Origin of the sequence: Pseudomonas sp. ADPe (assembly GCF_014843515.1) — a bacterium.
In the GTDB taxonomy this organism is placed as follows: Bacteria; Pseudomonadota; Gammaproteobacteria; order Pseudomonadales; family Pseudomonadaceae; genus Pseudomonas; species Pseudomonas citronellolis.
The window spans coordinates 2,844,900-2,861,705 of sequence record NZ_CP062122.1 but is presented as its reverse complement, the minus strand read 5'-3'; the positions used below and the strand labels follow the sequence as shown (position 1 = coordinate 2,861,705).

The 16,806-nt window shown below is 67.9% G+C and carries 15 protein-coding genes; 9 read left to right on the top strand and 6 right to left on the bottom strand.

Annotated elements, in window-relative coordinates; translation table 11 throughout:
• Nucleotides 1-16: 16 nt before the first annotated feature.
• From znuB to zur, 3 genes are read right to left on the bottom strand one after another with little or no spacing between them, the layout of a single operon-like run.
• The gene (gene znuB / locus IG194_RS13020; RefSeq protein ID WP_009614550.1) at nucleotides 17-805 is read right to left on the bottom strand and encodes a zinc ABC transporter permease subunit ZnuB; all 789 of its coding nucleotides are present in this window, start codon (nucleotides 803-805) and stop codon (nucleotides 17-19) included.
• Nucleotides 798-1,607 (bottom strand): zinc ABC transporter ATP-binding protein ZnuC, encoded by an 810-nt coding sequence (znuC, locus tag IG194_RS13015; RefSeq protein WP_058487907.1) that lies wholly within the window; start codon nucleotides 1,605-1,607, stop codon nucleotides 798-800. Before znuC ends, znuB begins: the two co-directional genes overlap by 8 nt.
• Complete coding sequence (gene zur / locus IG194_RS13010) at nucleotides 1,607-2,113, bottom strand: zinc uptake transcriptional repressor Zur (RefSeq protein ID WP_058487906.1); 507 nt, start codon at nucleotides 2,111-2,113, stop codon at nucleotides 1,607-1,609. Before zur ends, znuC begins: the two co-directional genes overlap by 1 nt.
• Before the next feature lie 71 nt (nucleotides 2,114-2,184).
• Here zur and IG194_RS13005 point away from each other — a divergent pair, with 71 nt between their 5' ends.
• The 3 genes from IG194_RS13005 (at nucleotide 2,185) to IG194_RS12995 (ending at nucleotide 6,517) form a co-directional block, all read left to right on the top strand.
• Entirely contained in the window at nucleotides 2,185-3,105 is a 921-nt protein-coding gene (locus tag IG194_RS13005) for a zinc ABC transporter substrate-binding protein ZnuA (RefSeq protein ID WP_058487905.1), read from the top strand.
• Nucleotides 3,106-3,665: 560 nt separating this feature from the next.
• Nucleotides 3,666-5,813, top strand: a complete 2,148-nt coding sequence (locus IG194_RS13000) for an adenosylcobalamin-dependent ribonucleoside-diphosphate reductase (RefSeq protein WP_009614554.1) — start codon at nucleotides 3,666-3,668, stop codon at nucleotides 5,811-5,813.
• Nucleotides 5,814-5,830: 17 nt separating this feature from the next.
• Nucleotides 5,831-6,517: an NrdJb gene (locus IG194_RS12995; RefSeq protein WP_058487904.1), complete on the top strand. Its 687-nt coding sequence runs from the start codon at nucleotides 5,831-5,833 to the stop codon at nucleotides 6,515-6,517.
• A 538-nt stretch (nucleotides 6,518-7,055) separates the two neighbouring features.
• On the opposite strand, the gene IG194_RS12990 is transcribed toward IG194_RS12995, so the two are convergent.
• A complete protein-coding gene (locus IG194_RS12990; RefSeq protein ID WP_058487903.1) occupies nucleotides 7,056-8,006 on the bottom strand; it encodes a homoserine kinase in 951 nt (316 codons plus the stop codon).
• Between the two features lie 34 nt (nucleotides 8,007-8,040).
• The gene (locus tag IG194_RS12985) at nucleotides 8,041-8,331 is read right to left on the bottom strand and encodes a DUF2782 domain-containing protein (protein ID WP_009614560.1); all 291 of its coding nucleotides are present in this window, start codon (nucleotides 8,329-8,331) and stop codon (nucleotides 8,041-8,043) included.
• 74 nt (nucleotides 8,332-8,405) lie between these two features.
• Here IG194_RS12985 and polA point away from each other — a divergent pair, with 74 nt between their 5' ends.
• A complete protein-coding gene (polA, locus tag IG194_RS12980; protein ID WP_058487902.1) occupies nucleotides 8,406-11,144 on the top strand; it encodes a DNA polymerase I in 2,739 nt (912 codons plus the stop codon).
• A gap of 303 nt (nucleotides 11,145-11,447) precedes the next feature.
• Here polA and yihA read toward each other — a convergent pair whose 3' ends face one another.
• Nucleotides 11,448-12,107, bottom strand: a complete 660-nt coding sequence (yihA, locus tag IG194_RS12975; RefSeq protein ID WP_043270061.1) for a ribosome biogenesis GTP-binding protein YihA/YsxC — start codon at nucleotides 12,105-12,107, stop codon at nucleotides 11,448-11,450.
• 187 nt (nucleotides 12,108-12,294) lie between these two features.
• Here yihA and IG194_RS12970 point away from each other — a divergent pair, with 187 nt between their 5' ends.
• The 5 genes from IG194_RS12970 to IG194_RS12950 all read left to right on the top strand — a co-directional run bounded on the left by IG194_RS12970 (nucleotide 12,295) and on the right by IG194_RS12950 (nucleotide 16,804).
• Entirely contained in the window at nucleotides 12,295-12,585 is a 291-nt protein-coding gene (locus IG194_RS12970; RefSeq protein WP_009614563.1) for a c-type cytochrome, read from the top strand.
• Between the two features lie 44 nt (nucleotides 12,586-12,629).
• Nucleotides 12,630-13,238, top strand: a complete 609-nt coding sequence (locus IG194_RS12965; RefSeq protein ID WP_009614564.1) for a c-type cytochrome — start codon at nucleotides 12,630-12,632, stop codon at nucleotides 13,236-13,238.
• 154 nt (nucleotides 13,239-13,392) lie between these two features.
• A complete protein-coding gene (gene dsbA / locus IG194_RS12960) occupies nucleotides 13,393-14,034 on the top strand; it encodes a thiol:disulfide interchange protein DsbA (RefSeq protein WP_009614565.1) in 642 nt (213 codons plus the stop codon).
• Between the two features lie 11 nt (nucleotides 14,035-14,045).
• Nucleotides 14,046-14,909 carry an endonuclease/exonuclease/phosphatase family protein gene (locus IG194_RS12955; RefSeq protein WP_009614566.1) on the top strand — a complete coding sequence of 288 codons (864 nt, stop codon included), beginning with the start codon at nucleotides 14,046-14,048 and terminating at the stop codon, nucleotides 14,907-14,909.
• A complete protein-coding gene (locus tag IG194_RS12950; RefSeq protein WP_064987651.1) occupies nucleotides 14,906-16,804 on the top strand; it encodes a GGDEF domain-containing protein in 1,899 nt (632 codons plus the stop codon). Before IG194_RS12955 ends, IG194_RS12950 begins: the two co-directional genes overlap by 4 nt.
• Nucleotides 16,805-16,806: the final 2 nt, after the last annotated feature.

Sequence of the window (16,806 nt, the reverse complement as noted above, 5' to 3'; positions counted from 1 at the left end):
AAAAAATCGACAAATTCTACACCGTCCGCCGCGGCAGGACAAAACTCAGCAGGAACAGCGCTGCGGCACTGACCACGATGGACGGCCCGGCCGGGGTGTCCTTGAACCACGACAGCGCAAGCCCGGCGCACACCGCCACCAGGCCCACCAGGGTGGCGCCGAAGGCCATCTGCTCGGGGCTGCGGGCGTGGCGCTGGGCGGCGGCGGCGGGAATGATCAGCAGCGAGGTGATCAGCAGCACGCCGACGATCTTCATGGCCACGGCGATGACGATGGCGATCAGCAGCATCAGCGCCAGGCGGATGGCGGTGACCGGCAGGCCCTCGACCCGTGCCAGCTCCTCGTGCACGGTGATCGCCAGCAGCGGCCGCCACAGCCAGCAGATCAGCCCCAGCACCAGGGCGCTGCCGGCGACTATCCACATGAGGTCGGTCTGGCTCACCGCCAGCAGGTCGCCGAACAGGTAGGCCATCAGGTCCACCCGCACTTCCTTCATGAAGCTCAGGGTCACCAGGCCCAGGGACAGCGTGCTGTGGGCGAGGATGCCCAGCAGGGTGTCGGCGGCCAGCGGCTGGCGCTGCTGCAGGGTCACCAGCAGCACGGCCAGCAGCACGCAGCCGACGGTCACCGCGAGGGTCGGGCTGACGTCCAGCAGGAAGCCCAGGGCCACGCCGAGCAGCGCGGCGTGGGACAGGGTGTCGCCGAAATAGGCCATGCGCCGCCAGACCACGAAGGAGCCCAGGGGGCCGGCGACCAGCGCCAGGGACAGCCCGGCCAGCAGCGCGTAGAGAAGGAAATCAGCCATGGTTGCAGTCGGGGTCGTGCTTGTGGACCGGGGTCAGTTTGCCGTGGATAGCCAGGCCGGCGCCGCCCTGCGGCACCACTTCGCCGTGCAGGTCGTGGGCATGGTCGTGGTGGTGGTGGTAGACCGCCAGGCTGCGGGCGTCCTGGCCGAACAGCTCGACGAAGGCCGGGTCGCCGCTGACCTGCTCGGGGTGCCCGTGGCAGCACACGTGGCGGTTCAGGCAGACCACCTGGTCGGTGGTGCTCATCACCAGGTGCAGGTCGTGGGAGACCATCAGCACGCCGCAGCCCAGGCGGTCGCGCAGGCGGGTGATCAGGCGGTACAGCTCGGCCTGGCCGGCGACGTCGACGCCCTGCACGGGCTCGTCCAGCACCAGCAGCTGCGGCTTGCGCAGCAGCGCGCGGGCCAGCAGCACGCGCTGCAGTTCGCCGCCGGAGACGGTCTGCAACGGGCTGTCCAGCACCTGCGCGGCGCCCACTTCCTTGAGCGCGGCCAGGGCCTGCTCGCGGCCCACGCCGGGCACCAGGCGCAGGAAGCGCAGCACCGAGAGCGGCAGGGTCGGGTCGACGTGGAGCTTCTGCGGCATGTAGCCGATGGTCAGCTTCGGCTGGCGCCACACCGTGCCGCTGTCGGGCTTGAGCAGGCCGAGCACGCTGCGCACCAGGGTGGTCTTGCCGGCGCCGTTGGGGCCGATCAGGGTGACGATCTCGCCGGCGCCGATGCTCAGGCTGACGTTCTGCAGCACCGCCTGCCCGGCATAGCGCACGCCCACCCCTTCGAGGCGGACCAGGGGCTGGCTCATCAGGCCTCCCGCTGCTTGGGCGCGCAGGCGGCGCAGAGGCCGACCACTTCGACGGTCTGCGTCTCGACGCTGAAGCCGACGCCCTCGGCGCCGGCGACTATGGCCTGGCTGATGGCCGGCTGCTCCAGCTCGATGGCGGTGTGGCAGGCGCGGCAGATGAGGAACTGGCCCTCGTGGGCGTGCTCGGGGTTGTTGCAGCCGACGAAGGCGTTGAGCGAGGCGATGCGGTGCACCAGGCCGTTTTCCAGGAGGAAGTCCAGCGCCCGGTAGACGGTGGGCGGCGCGGCGCGGCGGCCATCTTCCTCGCTGAGCACGGCGAGGATGTCGTAGGCGCCCAGCGGCTTGTGGCTCTGCCACACCAGCTCCAGCACGCGCCGGCGCAGCTCGGTCAGGCGCACGCCCTGGCGCGCGCAGAGCGCGTCGGCCTCGGCCAGGGCGCCGGCCACGCAGGTGGCGTGGTCGTGCAGGCGGCAGGCCAGCGGGGTGTTGGGCATCAACTTGTACATTGCGGCGACGACGCTCGGGTACGGAGACGTTATTATATTACCCTTTACCTCCCTGCCCGTGTGAGTCCGCCGTGTCCCTGCGCCCATCCGCCCTGCTCCTCGCCTGTTGCACCCTGTTCCTGAGCCTTGGCGCCAGCGCCGAGGTCAAGGTGCTGACCAGCATCAAGCCGCTGCAACTGATCGCCGCCGCCGTCCAGGACGGCGAGGGCAGCCCCGACGTGCTGCTGCCGCCCGGCGCCTCGCCGCACAGCTACGCCCTGCGCCCCTCGGACGTGCGCCGCCTGCGCGAGGCCCAGCTGTTCTACTGGATCGGTCCGGACATGGAAGTGTTCCTCGACAAGCCGCTGCAGGCCCGCCAGGCGCCCAGCGTGGCGGTGCAGGAGCTGCCGGGCATGCACCTGCGCAAGTTCGTCAACTTCGAGAACATGAGCCACGCCGACTACGAGGACCACGACCACGATCACCGCCCCGGCACCCTGGATGCGCACCTCTGGCTGCTGCCGGCCAACGCCCAGGCCATCGCCGCGCGCATGGCCGAGGACCTGGCCATCGCCGACCCGCTCAACGCCGGGCGCTACCAGGCCAACCTCAAGGCCTTCGACGAGCGCATGGAGCAGCTCGACGCGCGCCTGAAGCAGCGCCTGGCGCCGCTGGTCGGCAAGCCCTACTTCGTCTTCCACGAAGCCTTCGACTACTTCGAGGAAGCCTACGGCCTGCGCCACGCCGGGGTCTTCGCCCTGTCCGCGGACGTGCAGCCGGGGGCGAAGCACGTCGCCGCGATGCGCGCGCAACTGCAGAAGGCCGGCCCGTCGTGCATCTTCAGCGAACCGCCGCTCCGCCCGCGCCTGGCCGATACCCTCAGCGCCGGCCTGCCGGTGCAGCTGGCCGAGCTGGATGACCTGGGCGTGGCGGTCAAGGTCGACGCCAATGGCTACGAGAAGCTGCTGGGTAACCTGGCCGACGAGTTCGCCGGGTGCCTGGAGAAGCTCTGAGAGTGCTCTTGTAGGATGGGTTGAGCGAAGCGATACCCATCGGGCCATGCCATGGTGATGGGTATCGCAAGCTCAACCCATCCTACGGTCTTTGGTGGGGTGAGAGGGAATGGTGCCTGCCGGGGGGCCATGGTGCTGGGATGGGTACCGCTCCCTCTCCCCAGCCCTCTCCCTGAAGGGAGAGGGGGCTAGTTCGTGCCGAGAATAGAACAGGCATCAGCCTGAAAATTTCGGCGTTGCCGGCTAACTCCTATATCTCCGACTCTGCCCAACGGTCCCCTCTCCCTTCAGGGAGAGGGTTAGGGAGAGGGTTAGGGAGAGGGCGCTCTTGCGCTCTTGGGCTCTTAGGCTCTTGCCCCCACCCCAACCCCTCCCTCCCGCCCCCGCTCACCTACACTTTCCCCCTGCGTCCCATCGCCTCATAGGCAAATACCTCTTCCGGGTACTAGAGTCTCCGGCTGGACTAAATACACAATATGTAGTTTCGTGTATTTACTGGATAACTAGATATTGCGGTCTGCCCCAAGCCGGCCGCGCACCAACGGGAGGATCTTCAGCGGATGGCCAAGACCGATGCTCGCCCGCAGGGCACAGACCAGGCGGCACTCGAACTGCAGCCGGCGTCCCAGGACATCTGGGACAGCAAATACCGGCTCAAGCAGAAGGACGGCACGCCCATCGACGCCAGCGTCGACGAGACCTGGCAGCGGGTGGCCCGCGCCCTGGCCGACGTCGAGCCGGACGCGGCGACCCGCGAGCACTGGTACGAACGCTTCCTCTGGGCCCTGCGGCATGGCGCCATCCCGGCCGGGCGGATCATCTCCAACGCCGGCGCCCAGGGGCACAAGCCGGCCACCTCGACCATCAACTGCACCGTCTCCGGGATCATCCACGACTCCATGGACGACATCCTGCAGAAGGTCCACGAGGCCGGCCTGACGCTCAAGGCCGGCTGCGGCATCGGCTACGAGTTCAGCACCCTGCGCCCGCGCGGCGCCTACGTGTCCGGCGCTGGCGCGCACACCAGCGGGCCGCTGTCGTTCATGGATATCTTCGACAAGATGTGCTTCACCGTCAGCTCCGCCGGCGGCCGCCGCGGCGCGCAGATGGGCACCTTTGACGTCGCCCACCCGGACGTGCGCGAGTTCATCCGCGCCAAGCGCGAGGACGGCCGGCTGCGCCAGTTCAACCTCAGCCTGCTGATCACCGACGACTTCATGCAGGCGGTGCAGGCCGACGCCGACTGGCCGCTGCTGTTCCCGGTGCACCACAAGGAGCGCGACGAGGTCGACCTGGACGACCCGGCCCAGGTGCTCTGGCGCGACTGGCCGATCCACGACGAATACCTGGTCGGCGAGGACGGCCGCGTCGCCTGCAAGGTCTACGGGCGCGTGAAGGCGCGGCACCTGTGGGACATGATCATGGTCTCCACCTACGACTATGCCGAGCCGGGCTTCATCCTCATCGACCGCGTCAACGAGCTGAACAACAACTGGTGGTGCGAGGCCATCCGCGCCACCAACCCCTGCGGCGAGCAGCCGCTGCCGCCCTATGGCTCCTGCCTGCTGGGCTCGGTGAACCTCACCGGCTTCGTCGTCGACCCCTTCGGCGAGGAGCCTCACTTCGACTGGGAGCGCTACCGCGAGGTGGTGCGGGTGTTCACCCGCATGCTCGACAACGTGGTGGAGGTCAACGGCCTGCCGCTGGCGCAGCAGCGCGAGGAAATCCTCGGCAAGCGCCGCCACGGCATGGGCTTCCTCGGCCTGGGCTCGACGCTGACCATGCTCAAGCTGCGCTACGGCAGCCCCGAGGCCTGCGTGTTCACCGAGGAAGTGGCGCGCGAAATGGCCCTGGTGGGCTGGGAAGTGGCCCTCGACCTGGCCCTGGAGAAAGGCCCGGCGCCGGTGCTGGCGCAGGACTACGAAGTGACCGCGGAAATGCTGCGCAAGCGCCCGGAAATGGCCGCCGACGGCCTGAAAGTGGGCGACCGCGTGCCCGGCCGCGTCCTCCACGCCAAGTATTCGCGCTACATGCAGCGCATCGCCGAGCACGCGCCGCAGCTGGTCGAGGCCCTGGCCCGCCACGGCGCGCGCTTCACCCACCACAGCTCCATCGCGCCCACCGGCACCATCAGCCTGAGCCTGGCCAACAACGCCTCCAACGGCATCGAGCCGAGCTTCGCCCATCACTACTCGCGCAACCTGATCCGCGCCGGGCGCAAGACCAAGGAGAAGATCTCGGTGTTCAGCTACGAACTGCTGGCCTACCGCGCCAAGGTCGACGCCAAGGCCGTGCCCGACGCCGAGGACGGCAAGCACCGCCTGCCGGAGTACTTCGTCACCGCCGACGACATCACCCCGCAGCAGCACGTGGACATCCAGGCGGCGGCGCAGCGCTGGATCGACTCGTCGATCTCCAAGACCGCCAACGTGCCCACCGACTACCCCTTCGAGGACTTCAAGGACATCTACCTCTACGCCTGGCGCCAGGGCCTGAAGGGCTGCACCACCTTCCGCTTCAACCCGGCCGCCTTCCAGGGCGTGCTGGTCAAGGACTCGGACCTGGAGAAGACCCTCTACCGCTTCGAGCTGGAAGACGGCAGCACGGTGGAACTCAAGGGCAACGAGGAAGTGGAGTACGACGGCGAGACGCATACCGCCGCCAACCTGTTCGATGCCTTGAAAGAAGGCTACTACGGCAAGTTCTGAAGCCGCGGAGGAATCCCATGCCAGTGAAAATCAACCAGAAGATCCGCGGCTTCGAAGTGGTCGACGTGGCCGAGGAAAAGGCCCGCGCCGAGGCCGCCGCCGCGGCGGCCGTGGTGAAGATGGACGAAACCCTGCAGCGCCCGGAAATGCTGGTGGGCGCCACCTACAAGGTGAAGTCGCCGCTGTTCGAGCACGCGCTCTACGTGACCATCAACGACGTGGTGCTCAACCCCGGCACGCCCTACGAGCAGCGCCGGCCCTTCGAGATCTTCATCAACTCGAAGAACATGGACCATTTCCAGTGGATAGTCGCCCTCACCCGCATCATGTCGGCGGTGTTCCGCAAGGGCGGCGACTGCACCTTCCTGGTGGAGGAAATGAAGGCGGTGTTCGACCCGCGCGGCGGCTACCTCAAGCGCGGCGGCATCTACATGCCCTCCATCGTCGCCGAGATAGGCGCGGTGGTGGAACGCCACCTGGTGGCCATCGGCCTGATGCAGGGCCCGGAGATCGACGAGGGACAACGCCTGTACCTGGCGGAAAAGCGCGCGGCCTACGAAGCGGCCCAGGGCACCAACAAGGCCGAACCCGGCGAAGGCTTCCCCGCCGGCGCCCAGCTGTGCGGCAAGTGCAACACCATGGCGGTGGTGCAGATGGACGGCTGCGCGACCTGTCTGAATTGCGGGTATTCGAAATGTGGGTGAGCCGGCGCTACGCGACGCATGCGTCGCGCCGGCGAACGACCGGCCAAGGATGGCCGGGCCGGGGTTGAACTTGGGCAGAGGAGTATCGACAGGGATGTCTGCTCAAGATCGGATCTTCACTCCGTACGAGCATGCGTCGCGCCGGCGAACGACTGACCATGGATGGTCAGGCCGGGGTTGAACTTGGGCAGAGGAGTATCGACAGGGATGTCTGCTCCGAATCAGATCTTCACACCCCGCATACACCGAACTAGCAGACCCCTGTAAGAGCGAGCTTGCTCGCGAACCAAACCCTGCAGAGAAGCCATTCGCGAGCAAGCTCGCTCCTACGAAAAGCCGTGCCATCCGGCAGAACCGTGGGGCGTCATCCCGCGATCGCGCGCAGGGCGCGCTGCTATTACAAGTGGGCATCGAGGCCCCTGGGACGCACGGACGTAGGAGCGGACTCCGTCCGCGATAGCGTATATACGCCGACCCTGCCGGCGGAAATCGCGGATAAATCCGCTCCTACACAAAATCGTACCGTCCGGCGGCGGCCCTACAACGCAAACGGCAGGTGTATCTCCACCTTCTGCCGCTTCGCCAGGCGTCGCTCGAACTCGCCCGGATCGTGGATCAGCACGTCCTGCCCGGCGAAGGCCTCGGCGGCGATCAGGCGCGACAGCCAGAAGCGCACGCAGGCCACGCGCAGCATCTCCGGCCACAGCTCGGCCTCCAGGGCGGTGAACGGCCGGCGGCTGGCGTAGGCGGCCAGCAGCGCGCGGGCGCGGGGACCGTCGAGTTCGCCGTCTTCGTGAGAGCACCAGTCGTTCAGGGTGATCGCCAGGTCGTAGAGCATCCAGCCCGAACAGGCGTTGTAGAAGTCGATCACCCCGGCCAGGTGCGGGCCGTCGAACAGCACGTTGTCGCGGAACAGGTCGGCGTGCAGGTTGGCGCGCGGCAGCTCGGGCTGTTCGGCGAGCAGCCGGGCGATTTCCTCCAGGGCGTTTTCCAGCAGTTCGCGCGGGGCCGGGGCCAGGTGCGAGGCGAGGTTCTCGCCCTGGTGCAGCATCCAGCTCAGGCCGCGGTCGCTGGGGCGTTCGATGATGCGCCCACGGGTGGCCAGGTGCAGGCGCGCCAGCAGGGCGCCGACCTCGCCGCAATGGTGGGCGTTGGGCTGGCGCTCGTGGCGGCCGGGCAGGCGCGGCTGCAGCAGCGCCGGCTTGCCCTCCAGCTGGCGCAGGGCCTCGCCGGATTCGGTGCGCAGGGCGTAGGGCACCGGCAGGTTGGCCTCGTGGAGCACGTCGAGCAGTTCGACGAAGAACGGCAGGTCCTGCACCGGGCCGCGCTCGACCAGGGTCAGGACGAATTCGCCGCGCTCCAGGCTGACGAAGAAGTTGCTGTTCTCCGAGCCCTCGGGGATGCCGCGGAACTCATGCAGGCGCCCCAGTCCGTAGGGCGCGAGGAAGCTTTCCAGGGTGCAACGCTCAAGAGGGGTGAATACCGACATGCTCAGGCCTCGTGAGCGCCATGGGGTTGATGGGTTACCAGCTGAAGATCTGCCACTGCGGGATCAGCTTGTCCGGCTGGTCGGAACGGATGAAATTGCCATCGCTGCCGTCCTGGCGTACCAGGAAGTACGGCTTGCCGTGCTTGGGCGTGACCTTGATGGCATAGAGGAAGCCGTTGACCCGGTATTCCTGGATGGTCTTGTCGCCCTCCTGGCGGATGGTCACATCCGGTTCGGGCGTCGGCGCTTCCTCGTCCACCGCCATGGCGACCAGGGGGGATACGGCCAGCAGGGCGGCGAGCAACCAGCGTTTGCGACTGCGCATGATAACCTTGTTCCTTTGTCGATTCGGCTGGGGTCATTCTAGCCCCTGGCCTCCGGAAAAGGTTGATTCCACTCATGAGTCAAGCACCCCTCGTCCTCGTGGACGGCTCTTCCTACCTGTACCGCGCCTTCCATGCCCTGCCGCCGCTGACCACCTCCACCGGCATGCCCACGGGCGCGGTGAAGGGGGTGCTGAACATGCTCAAGAGCCTGCGCAAGCAGTACCCGGACAGCCCCTTCGCGGTGGTCTTCGACGCCAAGGGCCCGACCTTCCGCGACGAGCTGTTCGCCGAATACAAGTCGCACCGCCCGCCGATGCCGGACGAGCTGCGGGTGCAGATCGAGCCGCTGCACGCGGCGGTGCGCGCGCTGGGCCTGCCGCTGCTGTGCGTGGAAGGGGTGGAGGCCGACGACGTGATCGGCACCCTGGCCCGCAGCAGCGCCGCAGCGCAGCGCCCGGTGGTGATCTCCACCGGCGACAAGGACATGGCCCAATTGGTCGACGGGCACATTACGCTGGTCAACACCATGACCGGTAGCACGCTGGACGTGGATGGCGTTAAGGAGAAATTCGGCGTCGGTCCTGAGCTGATCATCGACTACCTGGCGCTGATGGGCGACAAGGTCGACAACATCCCCGGCGTGCCCGGGGTCGGCGAGAAGACCGCGCTGGGCCTGCTCACCGGCGTCGGCGGGGGCCTCGACGTGCTCTACGCCAGCCTGGACAAGGTGCCCGAGCTGCCGATCCGCGGCGCCAAGGGCCTGCCGGCCAAGCTCGAGGAAAACCGCGAGCAGGCCTACCTGTCCTACCAGCTGGCCACCATCAAGACCGACGTCGCCCTGGACATCGAGCTGGACGCGCTGCATCCGGGCGAGCCGGACCGCGAGGCGCTGATCGAGCTGTACCGCCAGCTGGAGTTCAAGAACTGGCTGGACGACCTGCTGCGCGAGGCCAAGGAAGCCGGCGAAAGCCCCGCCGAGAGCGCCCCGGCCCAGGACTCGCGCTACGAAACGGTGCTGGAGCAGGCCGCTTTCGACGCCTGGTTGCAGAAGCTGCAAGCCGCCGAGCTGATCGCCTTCGACACCGAGACCACCAGCATCGACGCCCAGCAGGCGCAGGTGGTGGGCGTGTCCTTCGCCGTCGAGCCGGGCGAGGCCGCCTACGTGCCCCTGGCCCACAGCTACATGGGCGTGCCCCAGCAGCTGGACCGCGACGCCGTGCTCAAGGCCCTCAAGCCGCTGCTGGAAGACCCGAACAAGGCCAAGGTCGGCCAGCATGCCAAGTACGACATCAACGTCCTGGCCAATGCCAGCACGCCCATCGAGGTGCGCGGCGTGGCCTTCGACACCATGCTCGAATCCTACGTGCTCAACTCCACCGCCACCCGCCACGACATGGACAGCCTGGCGCTGAAGTACCTGGGCCACAGCACCATCCGCTTCGAGGACATCGCCGGCAAGGGCGCCAAGCAGCTGACCTTCGACCAGATCGCCCTGGAGCAGGCCGGCCCCTACGCCGCCGAGGACGCCGACGTGACCCTGCGCCTGCACCAGGCCCTGTGGGAGAAGCTGCAGGCCATCCCGTCGCTGGCCAAGGTCCTCACCGACATCGAGATGCCGCTGGTGCCGGTGCTGGCGCGCATCGAGCGCAACGGCGCGCTGGTCGACGCCAACCTCCTGGGGCTGCAAAGCCGCGAACTGGGAGAGAAAATGGTCGAACTGGAGCGCAAGTCCTTCGAACTGGCCGGCCAGGAGTTCAACCTCGGCTCGCCCAAGCAGCTCGGCGCCATCCTCTATGAGAAGCTCGGCCTGCCGGTGCTCGCCAAGACCGCCACCGGCCAGCCGTCCACCGCCGAGAACGTGCTCGCCGACCTGGCCGAGCAGGACTACGAGCTGCCCAAGGTGATCATGCAGTACCGCTCCCTGAGCAAGCTCAAGAGCACCTACACCGACAAGCTGCCGGAGCAGATCAACCCGCGCACCGGGCGCATCCACACCAGCTACCACCAGGCGGTGGCGGCCACCGGGCGGCTCTCCTCCACCGACCCGAACCTGCAGAACATCCCGATCCGCACCGCCGAGGGCCGGCGCATCCGCCAGGCCTTCGTCGCCCCCGCGGGCTGCCGGCTGCTGTCGGCCGACTATTCGCAGATCGAACTGCGCATCATGGCCCACCTGGCCCAGGACGAAGGCCTGCTGGACGCCTTCCGCCACGACCGCGACGTGCACCGCGCCACCGCCGCCGAGGTCTTCGGCCTGCCGCTGGAAGAGGTCACGCCCGAGCAGCGCCGCCGCGCCAAGGCCATCAACTTCGGGCTGATCTACGGCATGAGCGCCTTCGGCCTGGCCAAGCAGATCGGCGTCGAGCGCAAGGAGGCCCAGGCCTACATCGACCGCTACTTCGCCCGCTACCCCGGGGTGCTGGCCTACATGGAGCGCACCCGCGCCCAGGCCGCCGAGCAGGGCTACGTCGAGACGCTCTACGGCCGCCGCCTGTACCTGCCGGAAATCGGCTCGAAGAACGCCGCCATGCGCAAGGCCGCCGAGCGCACCGCGATCAACGCGCCCATGCAGGGCACCGCGGCGGACATCATGAAGCTCGCCATGGTCGCCGTGGACGACTGGCTGCAGGCCAGCGGCATCGATGCCCGGGTCATCCTCCAGGTACACGACGAACTGGTGCTGGAAGTGCGCGAGGACCTGGTCGAGGAGGTGGCGGCGAAACTGCGCGACCTGATGGGCAAGGCGGCGGAGCTGGCGGTACCGCTCATCGTCGAAACCGGCAGCGGTTCGAATTGGGACGAAGCCCACTGACGAACGGTCGCAGGGCCCGGGTGACGGGCTCTGCGGGGCGCCTCAGGAAACCCTGAAAAGGGCCTCGGGAAAATTTTTTCAGCCAACACTGAACTTTCCCGCCGCAGCCCGGGTCAGAACTCGTGAATGGCTGGAGAAGCCCTTCGATGCTCCTTTGCAGTGTTTAGTGTTGGCAGAATCCTGGACCCCGCCCTAGCGGTCCGGACTTAAACCCCGAACTTCCCCCTCCCCATACGAAGCTCGGGGTTTTTTTTGCCCGCGAAAAAGTGCCGGCGGCCAGCCGGCACCCTCTGCGCCAGGCCTTCAGGCCTGTTCGGCCTCCTCTCCGTCCTCTTCCAGCAGGCCCAGCCAGGCCGCCAGGACCTGTTGCGCCTCCTCCACTCCCTCGCGCTTGGGCGCCGAGAACAGCTGCACGCTGGCGACGTCGCCCCAACCCTGCTGGATTTCGCGGCGCACCTTGAGCAGCGCGTTCTTCGCCGCGCCGAAGGCCAGCTTGTCGGCCTTGGTCAGCAGCACGTGGATCGGCAGCCGGCTGGCCTGGGCCCAGTCGAGCATCAGGCGGTCGAATTCGGTCAGCGGGTGGCGGATGTCCATCATCAGCACCACCCCGGCCAGCGACTCGCGGCTGCTCAGGTAGGCTTCCAGGTGCTGCTGCCAGTGCAGCTTCAGCGGGATCGGCACCTTGGCGTAGCCGTAGCCGGGCAGGTCGACCAGGCGGCGCTCGTCGTCCAGGCGGAAGAAGTTCAGCAACTGGGTGCGCCCGGGGGTTTTCGAGGTGCGCGCCAGATTGGCATGGGTGAGTGCATTTAGCGCGCTAGACTTACCAGCGTTGGAACGGCCGGCGAAGGCGACTTCGCGGCCGCTGTCTTCCGGGCACTGCTCGACCTTGGCCGCGCTGATCAGGAAGGTTGCCTGCTGGCAAAGGCTGAGGATGGGGTTCTTGGCAGGGCTCTTGGGGGGCATGGGGGCTTCCGCGGCGGGGTGCGACTCGGTGTCGCGGGGGCCGGTCTCGTTTTCGAACAGGCAGGCGAAGTATATAATGCCGCGGATTTTGTGTGCGCTTTATCCCCCAGGGTCGGGCGCCACGGGAACGCGATAATCAACCGGCCGCGCAATAGAACGCGGACGTTCCCTCCCGATGAGGACGATCATGAAGAAACTGCTGTTCGCAGCCGTAGCCGCCGCGATGGCTACCAGCGTGCAGGCCGCCCAGGACCCGGAAGCGGTATTCAACCGGGCATGTGGCGCCTGTCATGCTGGCCAGTTGCCGATGGCCCCGAAGAAGGGCGACGCCGCAGCCTGGAAACCGCGCCTGGACAAAGGCATGGATACGCTGGTGCAGCACGTCACCAACGGTTTCAACGCCATGCCCCCGCGTGGCCTGTGCACCGACTGCAACACCGAGGACTACAAGGCAATCATCCAGTGGATGTCCAAGTAACCCGGGCTTTTCTCTTTCACCTATTAGCCGTAATGGATTAGCTGATGAACAAAATAATCGTGAGTCTGCTCTTGACCCTGGGACTGACCGCCATGGCCCACGCCGAAGTCGGCGATGCCAAGGCCGGCCAGGCGAAAGCCGCCGTGTGCGGCGCCTGCCATGGTGCCGATGGCAACAGTATGGCGCCGAACTTCCCGAAACTGGCGGGCCAGGGCGACAAATACCTGCTCAAGCAGATGCATGACATCAAGGACGGCAAGCGCACCGTTCTGGAAATGACCGGCCTGCTGACCAACCTCAGCGACCAGGACCTGGCCGACATCGCCGCCTACTTCTCCAGCCAGAAGATGAGCGTCGGCGCCGCCGATCCCAAGCTGGTCTCCGCCGGCGAGGCCCTGTACCGCGGCGGCAAGCTCGCCGAGGGCATGCCCGCCTGCACCGGCTGCCACTCGCCCGATGGCGTGGGCAACGAGCCGGCCGCCTTCCCGCACCTGGGTGGCCAGCACGCGGCCTACGTGGCCAAGCAGCTGACCGCCTTCCGCGAAGGCGAGCGCACCAACGACGGCGACAGCATGATCATGCGCAGCATCGCCGCCAAGCTGTCCAACAAGGACATCGCCGCCGTCTCCAGCTACATCGAAGGCCTGCACTGAGGCCTTCGCCCCGCGGCACGGCTTGAAAAAAAAGGGTGGCTTCGGCCACCCTTTTTCGTATCCGCCGCCACTACAATGCCTGGAACCGCCGCCGGCCTCCCCAGTCCAATCACGGCCGCGCCGCGGCGCCCCCGATCCAGCCAAGGAGTGAACCATGCGTAACCTGATTTTCACCGCCGTACTGGCCTTCGCCGGCCTGTTCGGTCTCAGCGCGCAAGCCGCCGAGTTCGAATCCGGCAAGCAGTACACCGAGCTGAGCACCCCTGTTCCGGTGTCCCAGCCCGGCAAGATCGAGGTGGTGGAGCTGTTCTGGTACGGCTGCCCGCATTGCTACGCCTTCGAACCGACCATCAACCCGTGGATCGGGAAATTGCCGGCCGACGTGCATTTCGTCCGCATCCCGGCCATGTTCGGCGGCATCTGGAACGTCCACGGCCAGCTGTTCCTGACCCTGGAAGCCATGGGCGTGGAGCACAAGGTGCACACCGCCGTGTTCGAGGCCATCCACAAGGAAGGCAAGAAACTGGCCACCCCGGAAGAGATGGCCGACTTCCTCGCCCCGCTGGGCGTGGACAAGGACAAGTTCCTCAGCACCTTCGACTCGTTCGCCATCAAGGGCCAGATCGAGAAGGACAAGAAACTGGCCATGGCCTACCAGATCAGCGGCGTACCGACCATGGTGGTCAACGGCAAGTACCGCTTCGACATCGGCTCGGCCGGTGGCCCGGAGAAGGCCCTGGAACTGGCCGACTTCCTGATCGCCAAGGAACGCGACGCCGCCAAGGCCGCCCAGTGAGGTAACCCGCCATGCTGAGCAGGCTCCGCCAGCAGCGGGTGGTCGCATCCCGCCCCGCGCAGGTCAACCCGCAGGCCGCGGAATCCGGCTATCCCGCCGATGGCCGCCTGCGCCTGCTCAGCTTCAACATCCAGGTGGGCATCAGCACCGAACGCTACCGCCACTACCTGACCCGCGGCTGGCAGCATCTGCTGCCCGCCGCCGGGCGCGCCGGCAACCTGCAGCGCATCGGCGACCTGCTGTCTGGTTACGACCTGGTGGCCCTGCAGGAGGCCGACGGCGGCAGCCTGCGCTCCGGCTACGTCAACCAGGTCGAGCACCTGGCCCAGCTCGGCGCCTTCCCCTACTGGTACCAGCAGCTCAACCGCAACCTCGGGCGCATCGCCCAGCACAGCAACGGCCTGCTCAGCCGCCTGCGCCCGACCCTGCTGGAAGACCACCCGCTCCCCGGCCCGCCCGGCCGCGGGGCGATCCTCATGCGCTTCGGCGAGGGCGACAACGCCCTGGCCGTGGTGATGATGCACCTGGCCCTGGGCCCGCGCACCCGCACCCGCCAGCTCGCCTACATCCGCGAGCTGCTGCAGAACTACCGCCACCAGGTGCTGATGGGCGACATGAACACCCACGCCAGCGACCTGCTGGAGACTTCGCCGCTGCGCGATCTCGGGCTGATCGCCCCGCAGGTCCAGGCGACCTTTCCCAGCTGGCGCCCGCAGCGCTGCCTGGACCACATCCTGCTCAGCCCCGGGCTGACCCTGGAGCGGGTCAGCGTGCTGCCGGAGCCGATCTCCGACCACCTGCCGGTGTCCGTGGAGATCCGCCTGCCCGACGGCTGCCGGCAAGACTCCGCGCTTTCTCTCAAGGACGCTCGATGAGCCGCGACGACAACCAGCGCTGGAAGGAAAAGTACCTCGCCAACATCGACCAGCAGGAGCGCCTGGAGCGCCGCTGGGAGGTGCGCGTCGACCTGCTGCGCCGCGGCCTGGTGCGCAGCAGCCTGGCTGCCGAGGGCAGCGACAAGGCGGTCGACCAGTGCATGCAGGAACTGCGCGAACTGCTGCGCCGCAACGATATTGACGCGGGCCTGGCGCGGCTGATCCCGCGCCTGGAAAAGACCGTGCTGGATTCCGAACAGCGCCGCCAGCAGCGTATCCGCCAGAACGTCACGGCGCTGCAGCAGATCGCCCAGCAGCTGCTGAACCTCGACCTGCCGCGGGACGTGCGCCTGCCGCTGAAACTGTTCGCCCGCGACCTGGAGGCGCGCGCCAGCCAGTCCCGCGAGCTGCCGGTGCTGCTCGGCGAGCTGGGCAACCTGCAGCGGCGCGTGCTGGAACAGCTTTCCGACGCCGAGGCGCCGCGCCCCGGCCTGCTGCAGCGCCTGTTCGGCGGTCGCGAAGACGGCGAGGACGGCCCCGCCCAGCCCGCGCCCGCCAGCAACGGCGCGCCGGCCAGCGAGGCGCCGGCGGCGCCGGCCAGGGCCGAGGCCGCCGTGCTCGCCGAGGCTGGCGTGGCCGTCGTGGACGAAGAACCCCCGGCCATCCCGCAGCAGGCCGCCGCCGTGGCGGTGCAAGCCGATCCCGAACCGCTGCCGTCACCCGCGCCGTCCGCCGCCCTGCTGGACAGCCTGCCGCTGCCCGCCGACCTCATCCCCAGCGCGCCGCGCCCGGTGCTGCTGGATGGCGAGGGCGAGCAGCACTACGCCCTGCCGCCGATGCCCGAGCCCGGCTACAGCGCGGTGGCGCCGCACATCGAGGCCAGCCTGCTGAACCTGCTCGACCAGCTGCAGCTGCCGGCCACCTACCGCCCACAGGCCCAGGCCCTGCGCGAGCGCATCAACGGCAGCCTGAACTGGTACGAACTGGTGCCGGTGCTGGACGACCTGGCGGTGCTGGTGCTGGCCCTCAACGACAGCGGCCAGGCGGCCTTCGAAGGCTACCTGCACCAGCTCAACGACCGCCTGAGCACCTTCCTCGACAGCCTCGGCGCCGTGCAGCAGGGCCAGGACGCCGTGTCCGACAGCGCGCGGCGCCTGGACGATGAACTGCGTGACCAGGTCAGCGGCCTGCAGAACAGCGTGCAGCAGGCCACCGACCTGGACAGCCTCCGGCGCTCGGTGGATGAGCGCCTGGAAGGCCTGCTCGGCAGCATCGAGCGGCACCGCCAGGAACGCGAGGCCCGCGAGCGCGAGGCCGGGGAGCGCCTGCAGGCGCTGGTGGCGCGGGTTTCCTCGATGGAGGAAGAGGCGCGCAGCTTCCAGGCCAGCATCGAGGACCAGCGGCAGAAGGCCCTGACCGACCCCCTCACCGGCCTGCCCAACCGCGCCGCCCTGAGCGAGCGCCTGGAACTGGAAGTGGCGCGGGTGCAGCGCTTCGGCGGCGAACTGCTGCTGGCGGTGCTGGACGTCGACCACTTCAAGCGCATCAACGACGACTACGGCCACCTGGCCGGCGACAAGGTGCTGAAGATCATCGCCGGCGAGCTGGCCAAGCGCCTGCGCAAGACCGACTTCATCGCCCGCTTCGGCGGCGAGGAATTCGTCGTGCTGCTGCCCTCCACGCCCCTGGACGGCGGGCAGCAACTGCTGGAAGCCCTGCGCACGTCGGTGGAACGCATCCCCTTCCACTTCAAGGGCGAACCGCTGGTCATCACCTGCTCCGCGGGCCTCACCCAGTTCCGCGCCGGCGAACGCAACGAAGCGGCCTTCGAACGCGCCGACCAGGCCCTGTACCGCGCCAAGCGCGGCGGCCGCAACCGCCTGGAGATGGGCTGAGG